Genomic DNA, 18,172 nt, shown 5'->3' on the forward strand with positions numbered 1-18,172 from the left:
GCTACGGACGGTCTTGATCGAGATGATGGTTGAGGCTGCGGACTTCCCGGCGGACAGCTTCGATCGTTCTAGGCGTCTGCGCCGATAAATCAGGCGGGCGAATGCTCTCAATGTCCGCGTTGACAGCCATGCGAATACCGCTTCGTTCTTAATCTGTGGACACGGACCGAATACTGGCCCCGGCAAGTCGGCCAGTCGAGCTCTAATCCCTTGCCATCACAAAACGCGCATTCACGAGGGGTCATCGCGAATGCCGATCATCATCGGGCTTAGGGAAGCCATCCCTGAGCACTCGTCGTCAACCAGGGCGAGGACGAGATTGTGGCACCTCTCCTGTTAGGGTTCGTTGTCTCTCCCGTCTGTGAACAAGTGGGGTCAAGCTGCGGTCTTCACCCGGCCCGGTTCCGCTGCCGCCCCAAAGTTGATTGTGGAGCATGCGGAAGCGACTGCTAGGTCATGCTCTGGAAATACTGACCGATCACACAAATCTATAGACAAAAAGTCAGTACTGGCAGCCGTGAGTTAACGATCGGCTCGTGGAAGGCAAAAAACGTGCAGCACGAAGATCCTCAGCCGTCCGCTCCAACGACGCTTGCCCCGCTTCGCAATCCGGTATTTCGCTCGATCTGGACAGCCACACAGATTATCCAGCCTCGGGTGGCTCGTGCAGACGGTCGCCATCAGTTGGCTGAAGGCCACCATTTCAGCTTCCGACCTCATGGTCGCACTCGTTCAGGCCGCATCCACATTGCCGGTGTTTTTCCTCTCAATTCTCGCCGGAGCCATCGCCGATAACTTCAGCCGCCGATGGGTGATGTTTGCGGGGCACTGCTTGATAGCATTGGCATCAACGACGCTAATGATTTTGGTCGGCCTGGGATTTGTCGATCCTTGGCTGGTACTCGGACTGGGTTTCCTGGCCGGCTGCGGCTTTGCTTTGAATGATCCGGCCTGGCATGCTTCGGTCGGCGATATCCTCGACAAGCGCGACATACCGGCCGCGGTCACGCTGATGTCCGTCGGATACAACCTCGTACGCAGCATAGGTCCTGCTCTGGGTGGGACGATTCTGGCCTTCTTTGGTCCGCTGGCCGCTTTCGGCTTGGCCGCGCTGAGCGATCTCGCGCCTCTAGGTGCACTATGGCGCACCAAATGGAAAATCCGCTCTTCGCCTCTCCCCCGCGAGAGAATGATGACGGCGATTCACGACGGAGTGCGCTTTACGGCGATGTCCCTGGAAATCAGGGCGGCGATCGCCCGCGGAACCCTTTTCGGGCCAGCATTTCGATCTTGGCGTTGCTGCCTCTCGTCGTTCGGGATCAGTTGAAGAGCGGGCCGATCGTCTACGGTATTCTATTGGCCGGCTTCGGCACCGGGGCTTTCATCGCGGGTATGAGCAACGGCTTCCTTAGGCGGATCACGTCTCAAAACAGGCTGGTGGCGTTCGCCTTTGTCGCTTGTGCAGCATGTTGCGTTTCCGTTGCACTAACATCGTCGGTCCCTGTGGCGGCAGTCGCGCTTGCCTTGGGCGGCGCGGGTTGGCTTATCACCTGGACCGGCATTGACGTGGCGGTGCAACTCGCAAGCCCACGGTGGGTAGTCGGCCGTACACTCTCCATCTACTACGCCTTGAGCGCTGGCGGTATGGCTGCCGGCAGCTGGATTTGGGGTTCCGTCGCGCAGAATTACTCCCTGACCTGGGCTTTGGAGGGCGCCGCCGGGGTCTGTTGCTGCTTGCAGCAGCGGGAATGGTGTTGCCGATACGTCCATGGGAAGAAACGGACCAGGAAAGTTCGGATTTTCGCGCACCGGAGCTGGCACTCGATCTGAAGCCAAGGAGTGGCCCTATCGTCGCCAAAATCGACTATTGCATATCCGAAAAGAATACCGACGCCTTCCTGCATGCGTGCAAAGCGCCACGCTCTTAGCCGCGCCGGTGCGCGAAACTGGACGCTCCAGCGCAACCTCCAAACGCCTTCACTTTGGACAGAGACATTTCGCACGCCAACCTGGATGGACTTTCTTCGCCTGAATCATCGGCTCACGGCAGCGGACAAGGAAGCAGCCCAGCAGCCTCTCGCCTTGCACGATGGAGAGCTTCCTCCACACACAGTCCTTTCGATCGAGCGAACGACCGAGGCAGCTCGTACCCGTGCGTCAACAATCGCTTCTCGTCCTCCGAGGTGACGTCATGATGAAGCTGTCAGCCGATGCCAACCCGCCGCGAAGGGGCCTAGGCTCACTCCCAGGCCCCCTTTCTGGCCTTCGGCTCCACTCAACCGCGCATAAACTGCGTTCCTTTCTCTGACCAGCCAAGGCTTGTCCGACTCCCCCGAAGAGAACCGCCCAAGAGCGCCGGTGTTACTATTTCCACAAGCTCCTAGTCGATAAGGACGCGAAGTCGACGCCATGGAAGGTCGAGCTCCTCGCCGCGCGCGATCAAGGCCATGTGCTCGCTTACCTGCTCGGCAACGGCCCCGGTCAACTCCGGCAGTTCAGTCAATTTTTCGAAGGCGGCCATTCATCTGATCCTTTCGGCAAGGTTGCCACGTCTGTCTGAAGCAAAAGCTCGTCCAGCGTGAGCAGCGGCGAGCGCATCGCCTTGGCATAGGCGTAGTGGAAGCAATCGAACATGCATCGACGAACATTATTCGTCACCACCTGTGAGATCATGGTCGAGCTCGTGATAGGCCTCCGGTTGAACCGGCTTTCGACCTGGCTGAAAAGACAGGCCGTGCTTAACCAGAATCTTTTTCGCCGTTTCTCTCGGGCTTTCCTTGTTCATCCGGTTGCGGATGGTTTCCCGCAGGGCGACAATCACAGCATCGGTGATGCTTGTGCCGTCAATGCGCGCAAGCTCCCGAACGAGAGTATCGGCCTCCGGATTGTTGGCGAGCGGGCGAGCGGAGAACAGGGCAGGATAATCAAGCAATTTTGAGCCGCGATAGCCTTCCACTCGGCCATCGCGCGTAGGCGGTGGTTCCGGGTCAATCTCACCAAGGCGTCGGGGCTCTGAAAGCGGCCCTCCCCTCCCCTGCTCAGTGCGCGGCTGCAGGAGTTTTGTTGTTGAGGTTGGCCTCCGTATCATTGGGCGTTAGAGCACGCAGCACCGCCTCAGGCTCCCGGTCCATGACGCGAAGCAGTGTACGGGCCGCGCCGCTTGGCTGCCGCTTGCCCTGCTCCCACTTCTTGTAGCCGGATGGACTGGTTCCCAGCACGGTCGCCATCTCATCCTGTGTCAGGTCGAGCTTCTTGCGGATGGCTTTGGCGTCGACCGCGCCAACATCGACGCTGTGCACCTTGATACCGGGAACGTCCTTACCCTGCGCGTGCGCCAGAGCTTCCGACATAGACTGGATCAGATCAGCGCCGAATTTTGTCATCTCGCTCATGTCCTGCTCCTGTTCGCTGCCTTAATCGCCTTGGCGAAGGCTGCAACCGCTTTTGCCTCGTCCGGCTTCAGATCGACCTTTTCATTCTTGCCGTACGCCAACAGCGCGTAGATCGGTGCGTCATCGCTGTACCAGTAGTAGATGACCCTTGCGCCACCGCGCTTACCCTTGCCTTTGGCGCCGAACCGCATCTTTCGAACGCCACCGGTACCTGGAATCTCATCACCCACCTGCGGATTGGCAGCGAGAAAGTCGATCAGTTCCTTCCGCTCATCGTCGCTAAACAGCTCCGCCGCCTGCTTGATGAACAATGGTGTCTCGGCGACGGTCTGCATGCACTTCCTATAACCCAATGGGTTATATATGAGCCAGCGGTGGGCAGAGTCAATGGCCGATCTACCGAAACGACGCCTCCAACCGATCGATTATCCTTATCCTCTGGATTTGGAAATCAGCCCCGCAACGAGCTCTCAGGCGCTGCAAATGGCCGCTGACATGCAAAACGTGCTTCCCGTCGACCACAGGGACGGCTGATCGGCTACCTGCTCGGCGGCAACGACCCCGGTCAATTCCGGCAGTTCAGTCGATTTTTCGAAGACGGTCATTCATCTGATCCTTTTGGCAAGGTCGCCACGTCTGTCTGAAGCAAAAGGTGGTCCAGCGTGAGCCGCGGCGAGTGCATCGCCTTGGAATAGGCGTAGGGGCAATCGAACTTGCTGAGGCGCCGCTTTGCTATGCCGTGCTGTCCGGCGACAGCGACCGCGTAGGACAGGACGTGTCGGGGCGAACCGGGCTCGCAGAGCCGAATCTTTGGTGCTGCGAGCCATTCGACGACGACCGCCTCAGCCGCTTTGTAGGCGCAATTCAACTGATCCGGCCGTGAAAGCACGATGATGGCTTCCTAGGCAGCAAGTGTCATGTGAACGGCGAGCCGCATCGAGCGGCGCCGCTTCATAGGCGTCGGCCGTGTCCTCCGCCGCCATCATCGAGACGATCGCACATGCATCGACGAACATTATTCGTCACCACCTGTTGAGATCATGGTCGAGCTCGTGATAGGCCTCCGGTGGAACCGGCTTTCGACCTGGCTGAAAGACAGGCCGTGCTTAGCCAGTGTTTCTTTTGCGCCGTTTCTATCGGGCTTTCCTTGTTCATCCGGTTGCGTATGGTTTCCCGCAGGGCGACAATCACAGCATCGGGTGATGCTTGTGCCGTCAATGCGCGCAAGCTCCCGAGCGAGAGTATCGGCCTCCGGATTGCGAATGTTCAGCGTCATGTGTGTAGCTCCAAGCGCGTAGCGCCCTTTACATCACTGTGTAGCTTGGAGCATACCCGCAGTGTCGGTCGATTAGGCTGGCTCACACTTCGCCGGGGGCTTTGTTCATCCTCCTCTTCAAAACTGTTAGCGGCGAGCCAACCCATCAATGTCACTGAGGCGAATTCCCTCGGGACGGGCAGAGGCTGCCTGCCGCGCGTCCTTATGGCCTTGGCGCTTCGGGGACGGGCCACGCTTTTCGGGCGGCGCGAAGCGTGTCCAAAACCTGACAGCGGCAGACAATATGACACGTTCAGAACAAACAATGGCAAAAATATCAGGTGCATTACAACCGGTCATCTGGGGCACCGGGAGGTTTTTCCAAAGCATGTGCGCGCTGAGCTCGCTGGCATGGCCCTTGCACGAATAAGGGAGCAACCAGAGGCTCCTCTTCCCCCCAACCCGTGCCTCTCTAGGAAGGAAACCAGAGTGCCGACAACCTTACCCTTTGGAAATAACTTTGGACAGCACCCGGTCTTGCAGATGGAGTCCCCGGCCCCTTCGATTCAAGTGGAAACCTGGCTGCGTGGCGAGCCGCTCAGCAGCTTCGAGCCCGGGAAAGTATACATCGTCGAATTTTGGGCAACTTCGTGCGGCCCATGTGTGGACGCGATGCCTCATCTGATGCAGTTGCAGGAGAAATACAGGGACAGCGGCGTTGAGATCATCGGAGTCGCGGCTAGTGAAGACGCTCCAACGGCCGATGAGGCCCGCAGCACTCTGGACGCGTGGTTGACCGAAAAGTTCTCGAATCTGAACTTTCGGATGGCGTTCGACTCCACAGGCGAAATGAAAAAGCTTTGGATGGAGCCCAGCTTTTCTTGCTGGATTCCGACCAGTTTCGTGGTCGACCGAGACGGCCACATCGCCTTTATTGGTGGCCCGACGGAACTCGATGAGGTTTTGCCGAAGGTGCTCGACGGCAGCTGGCGCGCCAGCGATCAAGCGAAAGCCGCCGACAGGGAGCGGATCGCGAAAGGCGAACCCAAAGCGCGCGAACAAGCGCTGACGAAGCCTATCAAGGCTAGATATCGGGCGGCGATGGAGACAAATGATTGGAAGACGGCGCGCTCGGCAATCGAGGAGGGCGTCGCCTTGATGCCGGACAACCTATATTTCCGCGTGAGTCTTGCGCATCTGTTGCTTCACAAAATGCGCGACATGGAGGCCGGCTTGCCCGAAATGCGCCAATTCGTTCGCGACGCGATCAACAGAGAGTCCGAGCACTGGATATATTATGGGCTATTCCTACTCTTCGCGCCGTGCTTTGATTATGCGGGCTTTCCGTCTGCTGAGCGCTTTGCGATGGGCGAAGAGCTGTCTAAACACATCGTGGCACTGCCGCAAGGCCACGGCTCTAAGTTCATGTCTTATCCGATGGTCGCTCAGTACTATCATGAGAGCGGCAACAAAGATCGCGCGATCGAGTTGGTCGAGCAGGCACTTAAGGTGCTGGACGGTCCGGAGCCTATCTCGAACGACCTGAAACAGCACCTTCTACCGGAGTTGCTGCAGGCTCTGGCCAACTACAAGGGTGAGAAGGTTTGTCACGGCACTATCTGTGTAGCTCCGCAAAAGGATTCTCCCAACGTCAATGGGGTGGCCGAGGAGCAAACCTAAGAAGGGGCGTGTCGGAATGCCTTACTGGTCAATTCGTCCACTTTCCTGGCGTGGTTGTGCAAATAGCCGGCCCAGGCGTCCAGCCCAGCCTCGCCGTCATCCGCAAACACGTGACTGACCAAGGAGAAGACGACGTCCCCTGATCACCTCACCAAAACATACTGCCGCTGCGGGTCTCCCGGACCCGTCAAAGATGGCACTGGAGTAAGGCTTGGAACATGAAAAAAGGTTACTAGCCAGCTCGACGCTGCCCACCGATCCACCTGCACCCACAGGCGGGGAAGACGGGGACGCAGCCGACCGCCTGTCTCAGCGCCACGATAGCACTCGCACGCTCCGGCAACGGAACACCATTCAACATCCGCACCAAGGACATCCAAAAATGGCAAAGAATTTCCGGCCGCTGCATGACCGCGTGGTCGTTCGCCGCGTCGACTCCGAAGCGAAGACCGCCGGCGGGATCATCATTCCCGACACCGCAAAGGAAAAGCCGCAGGAAGGCGAGATCGTCGCCGTCGGCTCCGGCGCGCGCGACGAGGCGGGCAAGCTTGTTCCGCTCGACGTGAAGGCTGGCGACCGCATCCTGTTCGGCAAGTGGTCCGGCACCGAAGTGAAGCTCAATGGCGAAGACCTTCTGATCATGAAGGAATCCGACATTATGGGCATCATTCTGACCGCCGAAATCCAGTTCGCCTCTTCCACAGACCTTCGGAGCTAAAAAATGCCCAAAGACGTAAAATTTTCCCGCGACGCTCGTGAGCGCATGCTGCGCGGCGTCAACATCCTCGCCGACGCAGTGAAGGTCACGCTCGGCCCCAAGGGCCGCAACGTCGTCATCGACAAGTCGTTCGGCGCACCGCGCATCACCAAGGACGGCGTCACCGTCGCCAAGGAAATCGAGCTGGAGGACAAGTTCGAGAATATGGGCGCGCAGATGGTCCGCGAAGTTGCTTCGAAGACCAACGACATCGCCGGCGACGGCACCACGACCGCGACCGTTCTGGCACAGTCGATCGTCCAGGAAGGCCACAAGTCGGTTGCCGCCGGCATGAACCCGATGGACCTCAAGCGCGGCATCGACCTCGCCGTCGCCGACGTCGTCGCGACGCTGATCAAGAACGCCAAGAAGATCAAGACCTCGGAAGAGGTTGCCCAGGTCGGCACCATCGCCGGCAATGGCGACGTGTCGGTCGGCTCGATGATCGCCGAAGCGATGCAGAAGGTCGGCAATGAGGGCGTCATCACGGTCGAGGAAGCCAAGACCGCCGAGACCGAACTCGAAGTCGTCGAAGGCATGCAGTTCGACCGCGGCTATCTCTCGCCCTACTTCGTCACCAACGCCGACAAGATGGTTGCGGATCTGGAAGACGCCTACATCCTCCTCCACGAGAAGAAGCTCTCCAACCTGCAGGCCATGCTGCCGATCCTCGAGGCTGTCGTGCAGACCTCGAAGCCGCTGGTCATCATCTCCGAAGACGTCGAAGGTGAGGCCCTGGCCACGCTGGTCGTCAACAAGCTGCGTGGCGGCCTGAAGATCGCTGCCGTCAAGGCGCCGGGCTTCGGTGATCGCCGTAAGGCCATGCTGGAAGACATCGCCATTCTCACCGGTGGCCAGGTCATCTCCGAAGACCTCGGCATCAAGCTCGAGAATGTCGGCCTCAACATGCTCGGCCGCGCCAAGAAGGTGTCGATCTCCAAGGAGAACACCACCATCGTCGACGGCGCCGGTAAGAAGGCCGAGATCCAGGGCCGCGTCGCCCAGATCAAGCAGCAGATCGAGGAGACCACCTCGGACTACGACAAGGAGAAGCTGCAGGAGCGTCTCGCCAAGCTGGCGGGCGGCGTTGCCGTGATCCGCGTCGGCGGTGCGACCGAGATCGAAGTCAAGGAAAAGAAGGACCGCGTCGATGACGCCCTCAACGCGACCCGCGCGGCCGTCGAAGAAGGCATCGTTCCCGGCGGCGGCGTCGCCCTGCTGCGCGCTTCGCTGGCCATTACCGTCACCGGCGCCAATGCCGACCAGACGGCCGGCATCGCCATCGTTCGCCGCGCCCTGCAGGCTCCGGCCCGCCAGATCGCAGCGAACGCAGGCGCCGAAGCTTCGATCGTCGCCGGCAAGATCCTCGACAACAAGGGCGCGACCTTCGGCTTCAACGCCCAGACCGGCGAATATGGCGACATGATCGCCATGGGCATCGTCGATCCGATGAAGGTCGTGCGCACGGCTCTCCAGGACGCGGCCTCGGTCGCCGGCCTGCTGGTCACCACCGAAGCCATGATCGCCGAGGCTCCGAAGAAGGAGTCGGGTGGCGGCGGCGGCATGCCTGGCGGCATGGGCGGCGGCGGCATGGGCGGTATGGGCGGTATGGATTTCTGATCCAGCCAACCTCCAACTACAGGAAAAGGGCGGCAGCGATGCCGCCCTTTTCTCTGGCGCGGATCCAAGCCGGCTGCCCGATCCACAGGCCTGCATGCGGCGCACTTTATGGCGGACACCAATGACTGAATTCATTCTGTTCGCCATAGTCGGCTTTCTCGCCCAGGCAGTCGACGGTGCGCTTGGCATGGCATACGGCGCGATCTCCTCGACGGTTCTGCTTTCCTTCGGCGTTCCGCCGGCGCAGGCTTCGGCCGCGGTGCACGCGGCGGAAGTGTTCACCACGGCCGCATCCGGCACGGCGCACCATTACCACCGCAATATCGACTGGAAGCTGTTCTGGCGGCTTGCACCGTTCGGCATCCCCTCGGCGGCTGCCTCGGCGCCTTCGTGCTGACCTTGTTTCGACGGCGACATGGTGAAACAGCTCCGGTGGTTCCGCAAGATCCCCAACAATCCGGTTCCTACCTGCCTGGTGGCTCCGCTGGGCGCCGCAGGCGCGTTCCGCCACCGGCCGGTGGCGGTGGTTGGGGTCCGATGGTCGGCGGCTGAAACACCGCTGCGGGCAATGTTCAACGGATTTCCTGGCCGAGCACGGCCTGACCCCGCATGGCATCCGCCGGTTCTGGCTGCATCAGGCCAATGCGCGCATGAACGCGATGATCCTGAAGCTCTCCTTCGGCCATGATGTCGGCATGACCGGGCGCCAATGGTGCTGGAGCGGCTCGGCAACACGGCGGCGGCCGGCGCGATCATCGCCTTCAAGGAAAACCACGAGGATATGAAGGCGGGCGATTACGGCCTGCTCTGCACCTTCAGGGCGGGGATACTCGATCGGCGGCGCACTGCTCAAGAAGCTTTGACGGGTTTTGCCCGCTCGTTGGCCGGCGCTCTCATGCGCGGCACACGTGAAGGCTGTTCGCCAGTTTGTCACTCGCCCGACCAACGCTATTCTGGATGGACTGGAGCTTCGGACGGCTTGTTCATGAAGGCAGTGTTTCGCCATGCCGGTTTGCCTTGGATCGTCGGGCTCGCGGGCTTCGCGCGTTATGCTCGACGATCGCGAGACGCCGAGCATAATCCGATCCGTCAACCGCACGGCACTATCAGCAAGGCTACGGCGGGGGGCCGCTATCCTCACGCACCTCGGTCATGCCGCAAGCCGCCCTCGCATTCAATGTGTTAGTGGATTCGTGTGAATCTACATCCACACAAACATGTGCTCCAATATTGATCTCGCCGAAGGGGTTGAGCAGCTGGCGCGGTCGTGATTCCAACGTGTTGTCGAAGCCTGATTGGAGAGACCTGATGTGGACGCCAGCTACTCGCCGCCAGCATAACCGCGGAAGCCTGCGTTACGAAACAGACATGACGGACGCAGAGTGGAGTTTGATCGCGCCACTCATGCCCACGGCGCGCCCGACGGGGCGACCGCGCAAATGGCCATTGCGCGAGATCGTGAACGCGATCTTCTACGTCATGCGCGGCGGGATCGGGTGGCGTCTTCTGCCATCGGATTTTCCGCCGAGGAGCACGGTGTTTCGCTGGTTTTGCTTGTTCCGTGACACATGCCTGTTCGAGAAGATCAACCACAAGCTCCTGATGCTGGATCGCGAACGTTGCGGCCGAGAGGCTTCACCCACGGCCTCCGTCATCGACAGCCAGACCGTGAAGACCTGCGAGAGTGGCGGGCCGCGTGGCTATGACGCCGGCAAGAAGACAAAGGCCGCAAGCGCCATGCGCTGGTCGACACCGCCGGTCGGGCTCTCGTCCCTTATCCGCATCCCGCCAGCATCCAGGATCGCGACGGCGCCGGCCCGGTCCTGAACGCCTCGCGGCGACCATTCCCCTTCATCCGAAAGGTGTTCGCCGACCTGGATATCAGGGACCGCGTGTGGCCGAAGGCACCAGTGCGGTTACCAACCCGCGGATAAGAGCTGGATCAACCGTCGTCTTAAGCCCCATCTCGTCCCCGTGCTGCCCATCAACGAAGGACAAACCTGTGACAAAGGACATGGGGCGGAAAAGCTCATCCATCACCCTTGACCACGGTCCGCTCCGTCGTCTGCTCCGTCGTCTGGCGGATTGCACAACAAAGATTTAGGAAATTTCTCACATTTCCGTCCCCCGTTGTAAGTGGCGCCCGGATCCGGAGCGGTCGTTACCAGGGCCAGCGCGATCGCAGGAAGTATCGGGCGCAGCCAGTCAGGCCGAAATTTCGTCGACGGTTTCGGGAGGCCCGGGGCCGCGACATCTTTTGGTGACGGTGTCATTGTTGCCTTTCTCTCGTTCTTTAATGTTTTGCGGATGATCCGGTGTCGTTTGCCATCTGCGATCGGCACGTCGGACGGTTTTGGTAAGGTGACTGGTTTCATAAGGTCGCCAGTTGTTTGTCCCAACAACAACCCTTTTGGCAGAGCTAGCTGACAGTAGCCTCAAAAGCAGTCAGCGAATTTCACGACGTAGTGGTCGAGGCCGAGATCGTCTTTGGTGCGCTCGAAGCCATTCCTCGACCGCCCAGCGCAGGCGGCGGCACCGGCCAGTTCGGCCAACGCCGTGCCCCAGACCAGATAGTAGGCGAGCTTCTCCGGCTCCTTGCGGTGGTCGGAATGACGCTGCTGCCAAAACCTGTGGCGACGAAGCCGAGATCCCCCGCTTCATCGCCGGACCAGCTCTAGCCGCACACGCCTTTGATCCTATCGAGTGCCCGGTCGCGTCGTAAGGAACATCCTGACAGGCTGCATAAACGACATGAATCTACCAATCTTCAAAACAGGGCCATGGCCGGATGATGACCGGACGATAGATCACCGGCCGGTCCCAAGGATCGAAAGCGCACGCGCTTCTCAGGTCCGCGCGGCGCTCGAGCTCGATGCGCTGCAGACATTCGGCGAAGGCATCGTTCCCGACGAAGCCGTAGGACCGGCATTGCGCCTCGTCCGCGGCACGGCGGTCCTCGTCCGCGGCACGGCGGTCTTCCGCCGTCATGCAGCCTGTGCAGATTGTGGCCAGCGCGACCACCATCGCCGTCTTATACCACATACTTTCCTCCTCGACACAAAAGTTGATTGTAGAGATTCTGGGAGCATTAGATCGCCCGCGGAACCTAGCCCGCTTGATGCACGGCGAAGAGCTTTCGGCGGCCTGAAGCGGCGATCTGGTTTCCTTTGCTGTGCGTTTTCCCAAGCCTCATCAGGCGCCGGCGGTGATCCGTCGTGATGGAAGGCGAGGGTTTGCGGGTTGCGGTCGGCGGGTTCGTTTCGGGGCGTCTGCCCCCATCGTTATGTCGCGAGTTGGGGGATGCGATCGAGGACGATGCGCAGGATGCGCTGGTCGGGGCACCGATGTCGGCAGGTGCAGGCGGATTTGCGATTTCATCTCGACCACCCGCGCAGCGATTTTGATGAGGCGCAATCGCAGCGTGTCGAATTGGGCGACTGCGAAGCTCGAGCGTTTCGGCATTGGGGCGCGCAGGCCCCACATGAGCCAGTAGGCGCCGGCATGCAGGAAGAGCCGGAACTGGTTGGCCGTCGCTCTTGTGCAGGAGGTGCGGTCGGCGGCAAGATGCGTCTTCCACGACTTGATGTGGTTCTCGGCCGCGCCGCGCCGGCAGTAGACATCCTCGTAGAGCGCCAATGGGCATGGAGTGCCTGCCATGCAAAGCGAACGGCAGTCATGATGATATCCTTTGCGAGCTCATAATGGAGCGACGATTTGCGCGACAATGCATCAGGTGTCCTCACAGCATGCTGTACAACAAGTCAGGATGCATGGAAGTAGCCGGCCTTGAGCACGTCCTGGAGTTCGAGATCTTCCACCGGGCCTTCTTGTGCTGCGAGGTGCAGGAACGTATCCTGCGCCTTCGCGTTCAGGATCAGGCGGGTGGAGTCGGCTTTGTGGCCGCAGCCGACGATGAGGATCCTTCGCCCGAGGTCGACAAGGGCGGCGAGCGTGGGACGTCGTCGACTTTGCCGATGCCCCCCTTGCCGTAGAACGCGATCTGACGCAGACGTGACATGTAGCTTTCCTTCTTCTGTTCCATTTGCGGCTGCCCGCGCCATGAAGGCAGCTCGCCGCCTTGCACCAAGGGCTCCAAGACCCGTGCCAACTCGGCTGAGTTGGGCCGGAGCAAAATTTGTGTATTTTTCAGCTGCTTAGCCCGAGGCAACAAGAGATTGGCTAAGCAAACCGTGTGTAGCGGACCCGACAAAGACGACAATGTGTCGGATTCCGTTACTTGCGACCGCTATTGATCTCCCAGGAGCCCGACAACTGGCCGGCCTCCAATCGGGTGATCCATGTTGAACGTTAGCACATGCTTGGTCTTTGCGCCTCGGCTGCGGCCGCATTAGGTAAGCGTCAGCCGCTGGGTGACGTTGACGGCGTAGATTCTTCACGGCTAGACACCCGAAATCGGGGTGTTGGGCGGGTTCGGGATAGGGGAGAGCTTCGCAGTGTGGATCGGCCCGCCGGTTAAGGAATCGTACTCGCTGGCGATCCTGACCGCTTCCTCGGCCGTTCTGCCCGCGTGCAGCGGGCCCAGTGCAAACTCCGTGCCGGAGCCGATCGCGAAGAATGGCGCCTCGAGCGGCCCGGTAAAGCAGGACCAATGGTTCCTGTAGTGGACGGTGCCGTCGGTCCACACCAGCAGCGCCTTGACGCCGATCTTGCTGTCATGGGTGGGGATGGCCTTCGTTGACCACCTGGCTGCACCATTTGGCGAAGGCGTCGGTCTGGCCGCCGTGGCTCGCGGCGTCGGTCTGGCCGACATCACTCGACGAGGACGCGACCAGGGCGCCATTGGGCAGGACGTGCAGGTTTTTCTTGAAGCCGATCGGGCTGCCGTCGCTCGAATAGACGCGGCTGTCCGTTGCCATGATCCCATCTCGGTACACAATGGTCGTCATGGCAATCACCGTAAGCGCCAAGCTGACCCCATCTGGCGCGGCTTGAGGTGATGAGCGAGACATACTGACACTGAAGCAAGGAGCCGAGGAGCTTGCAGTGTCAATTTCTATGTCTGCGCCTATGCCTGATGATAGAAGTTTCCATGTTCTTGAAGCGGTTGCCAACCGACTGGAGGCAAGCCCGCAGCGTCCGCGGCGGCGCTGGTCGGCGGAAGCGAAGTCGCGGCTGATCGAGGCGACACTGAAGCCGGGCGCGAATGTATCGGCCATTGCCAGACAAGCGGGGATGGCGCCGGCCCAGCTGTTCGGCTGGCGGAGCAAGGCGATCAAGAGCGGTGCGGTCACGCCACACAGGGATGCGGAGCGGCTCGGCTTTGTCGAGGTCACGCCGACAGCGTCTGCGTCGGTGGAGATCGAGCTGGGTGGCGTGGTCATTCGCGCCGGTGCCGATATCAATGAGGAGCAGCTGGTGCGGATTATCCGGGCGGTTCGCCAGGCATGATCCCGGCTGGCGTGAAGGTGTTGGTCGCCAGTCATCCCGTCGATTTTAGAAAAGGTCCCGACGGCCTTTTGGCACTGGTGCGCGATGCCGGCTCGGATCCATTCAATGGCGCACTTTATGTATTCCGCGCCAAAAGAGCGGACAGGATCAAGATCGTCTGGTGGGACGGCAGCGGCGTGTGTCTTTATGCCAAGCGGCTGGATGAGGCGAAGTTCTGCTGGCCGCGGATCGGCCACCACCGGGTCCAGCTCAATCATGCTCAGCTCATGGCTCTGGTTGACGGAATGGACTGGAAACGGGTTCGAACGGAGACCGTCAGGCGGCCGCAATCGGTTGGGTAAAACCCTGCGGCATGATGAATCAGGGAGCTGAAAACGCGGGAAAATTGCCCGCGAATATGCTCTGATTTTGGCCATGTCGGCACCCGATCTCGCGCTCCCGGACGACGTTGACGCGCTCAAGGCGATGGTTGTTGCCATGGCCGAAAAAGCCGCCGGTCTGGAAGAGCGTAATGCCGATCTCGAAGCCCACAATACGCATCTCGAGTTGGTCAACAAGAGCGCCGAGGAGCGGATCGCACGACTGACGGCGGTGGTGAAGATGCTGGAGCGGTCGCGCTTCGGCAGCCGCTCCGAAAGGTTGCGGGCCGGTGCGCTGAGCGAGGAGCAGTACGCTCTGGTCTTCGACGAGATCGAAACCGGCGTGGCGGCCATCCAAGCGCAGATGGAGAAGTCTGCGGGCGGCTCGAAAGCGAAGCGCGCCCCGCGCCCTCGCAAAGGCTTTGCGGCCCATCTCGAACGGGTCGAGGTGGTCATCGAGCCCGAAACGCCTGCTGGCTGCGAAGCGCTGGAAAAGATCCTGATCGGCGAGGACGTCTCCGAACGGCTCGATGTCACCCCGGCGAAGTTCCGGGTGATCGTTACGCGTCGCCCCAAATATGCCTACAAGGGTTGGGACGGCGTCATCCAGGCAGCCGCGCCCGCCCGCATCATCGAAAGCGGCATTCCGACCGAAGCGCTGCTGGCGCAGATCGCGGTGTCGAAATACGCCGATGGCCTGCCGCTCTACCGCCAGGAAGCGATCTATGCCCGCGATCAGGTCGAGATCGACCGGTCACAGATGGCGCAGTGGATGGGCAAACTCGGCTTCGAGCTCGAGCCGCTCGCCGATTACGCACTGGCTCGCATCAAGCAGGGGGAGCGGGTCTTCGCCGATGAGACCACGCTGCCAACGCTGGCGCCGGGATCTGGCAAGGCCAAGACGGCCTACCTCTGGACCTATGTCCGCGATGATCGGCCCTTTGGCGGCAGTGGACCGCCCATCGTCGCCTACCGCTTCGAGGACAGCCGCGCCGGCGAATGTGTCGCCCGTCATCTGGACGGCTATCGCGGCATCCTGCAAGTCGACGGATACGCCGCCTATAACCGGCTGGCCCGATCCGATCGGGGCAATGACGGCGTGATGCTGGCGGCGTGCTGGTCGCACGTGCGGCGCAAGTTCTACGAACTGCATGCCGCAGGCTCCTCCGTTATCGCCTCGCAGACGGTGGCGCAGATGGCCCCACTGTGGGCCGCCGAGGAGGCCGTACGCGGCCAGGACCCGGCAGTACGGATAACTGCGCGTCAGGAGAAATCCGCCGCCGTCGTTGCCGCTCTCTTTGCGCTGTGGGAAAAGGAGCTGCCCAAGCTGTCAGGAAAATCGAAGCCCGCCGAGGCGATCCGCTATGCGCTCGGCCGGCGTGCCGCGCTGGAGCGCTTCCTCACCGACGGCCGCATCGAAATCGACTCCAACACCGTCGAGCGCGCCATCAGGCCACAGGCGAAGACCGATTCATTATGCACCTCCTTTTCAAATGGCGGAAAACAGCGATTCCTGGTTGTCGTCGTGGATGCGATGCGGAGTATTGCGCGCCAAATCGGCCTTGATCCGTTCGTCTTCGAGGTCGCTGGCGCGGATCTGGTAGGGTGCGCCGCGCATGACCTGCTCGGCAGGCAAGAGGCCATCCCTGATGAACCGGCGGATTTTGACGTGCGAGACTCCAAGCCGGGCGGCCGCGTCCGACATGGTGAGCCACTCGCCATTCTTGTCGGAAGAGCGATAGCCGCTGATCTTGTGCACCGTGCGCAGCGATTGGACGCGACGCGCGGTCCAGGTCTTTCCCTGACCGGTCTGCATGCCCATGCGGTTGAGTGTGGCAGCGATTTCGGCATCCGACCATCGGGTTGCCATGGATCGCATGATCGCCAGAGCCTCCTCAGGCGTACGCTGGCCATGCTCTCCGGATTTGGGCTTGCGAACCCGTACCTGCGAGTGCTGGCCTCCGTGCCAGTGGATGGTCAAGATCACGTCGCGCGCATCGTCATCGACATCCGCCACGATGTCCTTGATGAGCGCGCGCAGCAGTTGCTGACGACAGCGCATGTCGACACCCGGCGCGTTCCAGGTGGCCTCGAGATCCTGGGCGAGGCCCGTGAAGTCCGGAACCGCGTCGACAGGCTCCACACGCTGGACTTCGCTCAGCCGGGCCTCGCAGGTCTCCACGCGCCTGAGCGTGGCTTCCCAACTCCTCTCGAGCTGGGCCGCAATAAGCCGGTTCTCCGGGTCGCAAGCGGCATAGCGGCGCTCGGCGAGCGATGCCTCATAGCGCGCCTGCTGCAGGTCCATCTCGATCATCTGCCGCCGCCTGGCTTCGCTCTCCAGCTGCATCCGTTCAGCCTCCAACGCCGCTTCGATCGCCATCGGCGCAACCGCCTCCAGCGCTTCGCGGGTCACCGCCGCGTCGGTGCGAAAGCCGTTGAACGACATGCATCGCGCCTGGGCCATCATGAGGTTGCCGCGCTCGCAGCGATATACCGGATAACCTTGGCCGCGTCCGGCATACATGACAACCAGTCTTCGCCCGCATCGACCACAGGAGATGAGACCGGGGAGCAGTGCGCGACCGCCGCGGCCCGACTTGACGCCGCCGGCTTTGCCATAAGCGTTGGCCGCGAGCAGTTCCTGGTTCCGTTCGTACTCGCTCCATCCGATGTAGCCTTCGTGATGGTCGTTGAGCACCACCGCCCACTCGCTAGCCGGCTTGTAATGGCCATAGCTCTTGCGAACGCGGCCATCGACGATCTCAGTGCGCTTCTCGCTCTTACCATAGACATAGGCGCCGGCGTAGAATGGGTTCTTCAGGATCGAGATCACGTTGCGGTAGCGGATCGGAACCCAGTCGAAGGACACCATCTTCTTGCCGTCGGAGGGTCTGGGGAAATGCACGCCATCGTCGATCATCGAGATCAGGACCTGGCGCGCACTGCCGAGTTCGCGGAAGCGCGCGAATATCAGGCGAATGGTCTCCTGCAGGCGCATGTCGGGATCGAACCCGAGACCGTAATCGCGGTGCCAGACATAGCCGAAAGGCACGGAGATGCGCAGTTCCCCGCGCTGTGCCTTGGCGCGGGCGGCCTCGTACATGCGGGCACGCAGCACGCCGAGCTCGAACTCGCTGATGCTGCCCTTCATACCGAGCAGCAGGCGGTCGTTCGGCAATCCCGGATCGTAGACTCCGTCCAGATCGATCACGCGTGCATCAACTTCGCCGCACAACTCGAGCAGCCTATGCCAGTCCGGCCCGTTGCGCGACAGGCGGGACGCCTCCAGGCAAAGCACGGCGCCCACATGGCCGGTGCACAGATCGTCGACCAGGCGCTCGAAACCGGGACGCTCCACAGCCCCGCTTGCGGTTCGTCCCAGATCCTCGTCGATCACCTCTACTTTGCGGAATCCCCAGCGCCGCGCGACGTCGACAAGCTCATATTGCCGACGTTGGCTCTCAAGGTTGAGCTGGACCTGCGCCTGAGTGGACTGACGCACATAGACGACAGCCTTGCGCTTGAGGACGGCAGTCGGAATCAGATTACCGCTCGTCATCGCAGCTCTCCTCCTCCGTTGCCACGCCGGCGGCGGCCATCAATACGTTGGCGAGCCGGACGATCACTATGGTCCGTTGCGCTGAACTCAGCCCGTTCAGCTTCTGCGAGTCGAGCGGCAAGCTGAGTTGGCGAACGACCA

Annotated in this window: 16 protein-coding genes and 7 pseudogenes; 10 read left to right on the forward strand and 13 right to left on the reverse strand. The window is 61.1% G+C overall.

The features are described 5' to 3' along the window. Positions 1–552 precede the first annotated feature (552 nt). Positions 553–2,187 (forward strand): annotated as a pseudogene (locus NKI97_RS21430) (MFS transporter). 193 nt (positions 2,188–2,380) lie between these two features. Here NKI97_RS21430 and NKI97_RS21435 read toward each other — a convergent pair. The 7 genes from NKI97_RS21435 to NKI97_RS21465 form a co-directional block, all read right to left on the reverse strand. Next, complete coding sequence (locus NKI97_RS21435; RefSeq protein ID WP_023722625.1) at positions 2,381–2,521, reverse strand: hypothetical protein; 141 nt, start codon at positions 2,519–2,521, stop codon at positions 2,381–2,383. A 126-nt stretch (positions 2,522–2,647) separates the two neighbouring features. Next, positions 2,648–2,956, reverse strand: a complete 309-nt coding sequence (locus NKI97_RS21440; RefSeq protein ID WP_352836472.1) for a type II toxin-antitoxin system VapB family antitoxin — start codon at positions 2,954–2,956, stop codon at positions 2,648–2,650. A gap of 82 nt (positions 2,957–3,038) precedes the next feature. Continuing rightward, positions 3,039–3,392 (reverse strand): helix-turn-helix domain-containing protein, encoded by a 354-nt coding sequence (locus NKI97_RS21445; protein WP_023722622.1) that lies wholly within the window; start codon positions 3,390–3,392, stop codon positions 3,039–3,041. Then, complete coding sequence (locus NKI97_RS21450; protein ID WP_023722621.1) at positions 3,389–3,727, reverse strand: type II toxin-antitoxin system RelE/ParE family toxin; 339 nt, start codon at positions 3,725–3,727, stop codon at positions 3,389–3,391. Before NKI97_RS21450 ends, NKI97_RS21445 begins: the two co-directional genes overlap by 4 nt. Positions 3,728–3,862: 135 nt before the next feature. After that, positions 3,863–3,997: a hypothetical protein gene (locus NKI97_RS21455; protein WP_023722620.1), complete on the reverse strand. Its 135-nt coding sequence runs from the start codon at positions 3,995–3,997 to the stop codon at positions 3,863–3,865. Positions 3,998–4,234: 237 nt separating this feature from the next. Then, positions 4,235–4,408 carry a hypothetical protein gene (locus tag NKI97_RS21460; RefSeq protein WP_245278771.1) on the reverse strand — a complete coding sequence of 58 codons (174 nt, stop codon included), beginning with the start codon at positions 4,406–4,408 and terminating at the stop codon, positions 4,235–4,237. Continuing rightward, on the reverse strand, positions 4,408–4,668 hold the full coding sequence (locus NKI97_RS21465; protein WP_084643106.1) for a type II toxin-antitoxin system VapB family antitoxin: 261 nt from the start codon (positions 4,666–4,668) through the stop codon (positions 4,408–4,410). Before NKI97_RS21465 ends, NKI97_RS21460 begins: the two co-directional genes overlap by 1 nt. A 522-nt stretch (positions 4,669–5,190) precedes the next feature. Here NKI97_RS21465 and NKI97_RS21470 point away from each other — a divergent pair. From NKI97_RS21470 to NKI97_RS21495, 6 genes and pseudogenes are all read left to right on the forward strand, one after another. Further along, positions 5,191–6,327 carry a redoxin family protein gene (locus NKI97_RS21470; RefSeq protein WP_352836535.1) on the forward strand — a complete coding sequence of 379 codons (1,137 nt, stop codon included), beginning with the start codon at positions 5,191–5,193 and terminating at the stop codon, positions 6,325–6,327. A gap of 382 nt (positions 6,328–6,709) precedes the next feature. Beyond that, positions 6,710–7,045, forward strand: a complete 336-nt coding sequence (gene groES, locus NKI97_RS21475) for a co-chaperone GroES (RefSeq protein ID WP_352485014.1) — start codon at positions 6,710–6,712, stop codon at positions 7,043–7,045. Positions 7,046–7,048: 3 nt separating this feature from the next. Continuing rightward, complete coding sequence (gene groL, locus NKI97_RS21480) at positions 7,049–8,704, forward strand: chaperonin GroEL (RefSeq protein WP_352836475.1); 1,656 nt, start codon at positions 7,049–7,051, stop codon at positions 8,702–8,704. 121 nt (positions 8,705–8,825) lie between these two features. Continuing rightward, a pseudogene (locus tag NKI97_RS21485) lies at positions 8,826–9,244 on the forward strand (sulfite exporter TauE/SafE family protein); the annotation flags it as partial. Positions 9,245–9,282: 38 nt separating this feature from the next. Next, a pseudogene (locus NKI97_RS21490) lies at positions 9,283–9,567 on the forward strand (3-oxoacyl-[acyl-carrier-protein] synthase III C-terminal domain-containing protein); the annotation flags it as partial. A gap of 445 nt (positions 9,568–10,012) precedes the next feature. Beyond that, positions 10,013–10,616 (forward strand): annotated as a pseudogene (locus tag NKI97_RS21495) (IS5 family transposase); the annotation flags it as partial. 845 nt (positions 10,617–11,461) lie between these two features. Here the strand turns inward: NKI97_RS21495 and NKI97_RS21500 are convergent. From NKI97_RS21500 to NKI97_RS21520, 5 genes and pseudogenes are all read right to left on the reverse strand, one after another. Then, positions 11,462–11,746 (reverse strand): hypothetical protein, encoded by a 285-nt coding sequence (locus NKI97_RS21500; RefSeq protein WP_023723021.1) that lies wholly within the window; start codon positions 11,744–11,746, stop codon positions 11,462–11,464. Positions 11,747–11,985: 239 nt separating this feature from the next. Further along, positions 11,986–12,337 (reverse strand): annotated as a pseudogene (locus NKI97_RS21505) (transposase); the annotation flags it as partial. Between the two features lie 143 nt (positions 12,338–12,480). Then, a pseudogene (nifH, locus tag NKI97_RS21510) lies at positions 12,481–12,722 on the reverse strand (nitrogenase reductase); the annotation flags it as partial. Positions 12,723–13,103: 381 nt separating this feature from the next. Then, positions 13,104–13,349 (reverse strand): hypothetical protein, encoded by a 246-nt coding sequence (locus NKI97_RS21515; protein WP_352818366.1) that lies wholly within the window; start codon positions 13,347–13,349, stop codon positions 13,104–13,106. Positions 13,350–13,377: 28 nt separating this feature from the next. After that, positions 13,378–13,581, reverse strand: coding sequence for a hypothetical protein (locus tag NKI97_RS21520; RefSeq protein WP_023723017.1), 204 nt, complete (start codon positions 13,579–13,581; stop codon positions 13,378–13,380). Positions 13,582–13,732: 151 nt separating this feature from the next. Between NKI97_RS21520 and NKI97_RS21525 the strand changes: the two genes are divergently transcribed. The 3 genes and pseudogenes from NKI97_RS21525 to tnpC form a co-directional block, all read left to right on the forward strand. Next, on the forward strand, positions 13,733–14,113 hold the full coding sequence (locus tag NKI97_RS21525; RefSeq protein WP_245274633.1) for a transposase: 381 nt from the start codon (positions 13,733–13,735) through the stop codon (positions 14,111–14,113). Beyond that, positions 14,110–14,454: an IS66 family insertion sequence element accessory protein TnpB gene (gene tnpB / locus NKI97_RS21530; protein ID WP_023675163.1), complete on the forward strand. Its 345-nt coding sequence runs from the start codon at positions 14,110–14,112 to the stop codon at positions 14,452–14,454. The genes NKI97_RS21525 and tnpB overlap by 4 nt, the downstream gene beginning before the upstream one ends. Positions 14,455–14,527: 73 nt before the next feature. After that, positions 14,528–15,976: pseudogene (gene tnpC / locus NKI97_RS21535) on the forward strand (IS66 family transposase); the annotation flags it as partial. Here the strand turns inward: tnpC and NKI97_RS21540 are convergent. Continuing rightward, positions 15,962–18,031 (reverse strand): recombinase family protein, encoded by a 2,070-nt coding sequence (locus NKI97_RS21540; protein ID WP_352836538.1) that lies wholly within the window; start codon positions 18,029–18,031, stop codon positions 15,962–15,964. The pseudogene tnpC and the gene NKI97_RS21540 overlap by 15 nt on opposite strands. Positions 18,032–18,172 lie beyond the last annotated feature (141 nt).

It is taken from the genome of Mesorhizobium sp. M0296 (assembly GCF_040321675.1).
Classification (GTDB): domain Bacteria; phylum Pseudomonadota; class Alphaproteobacteria; order Rhizobiales; family Rhizobiaceae; genus Mesorhizobium.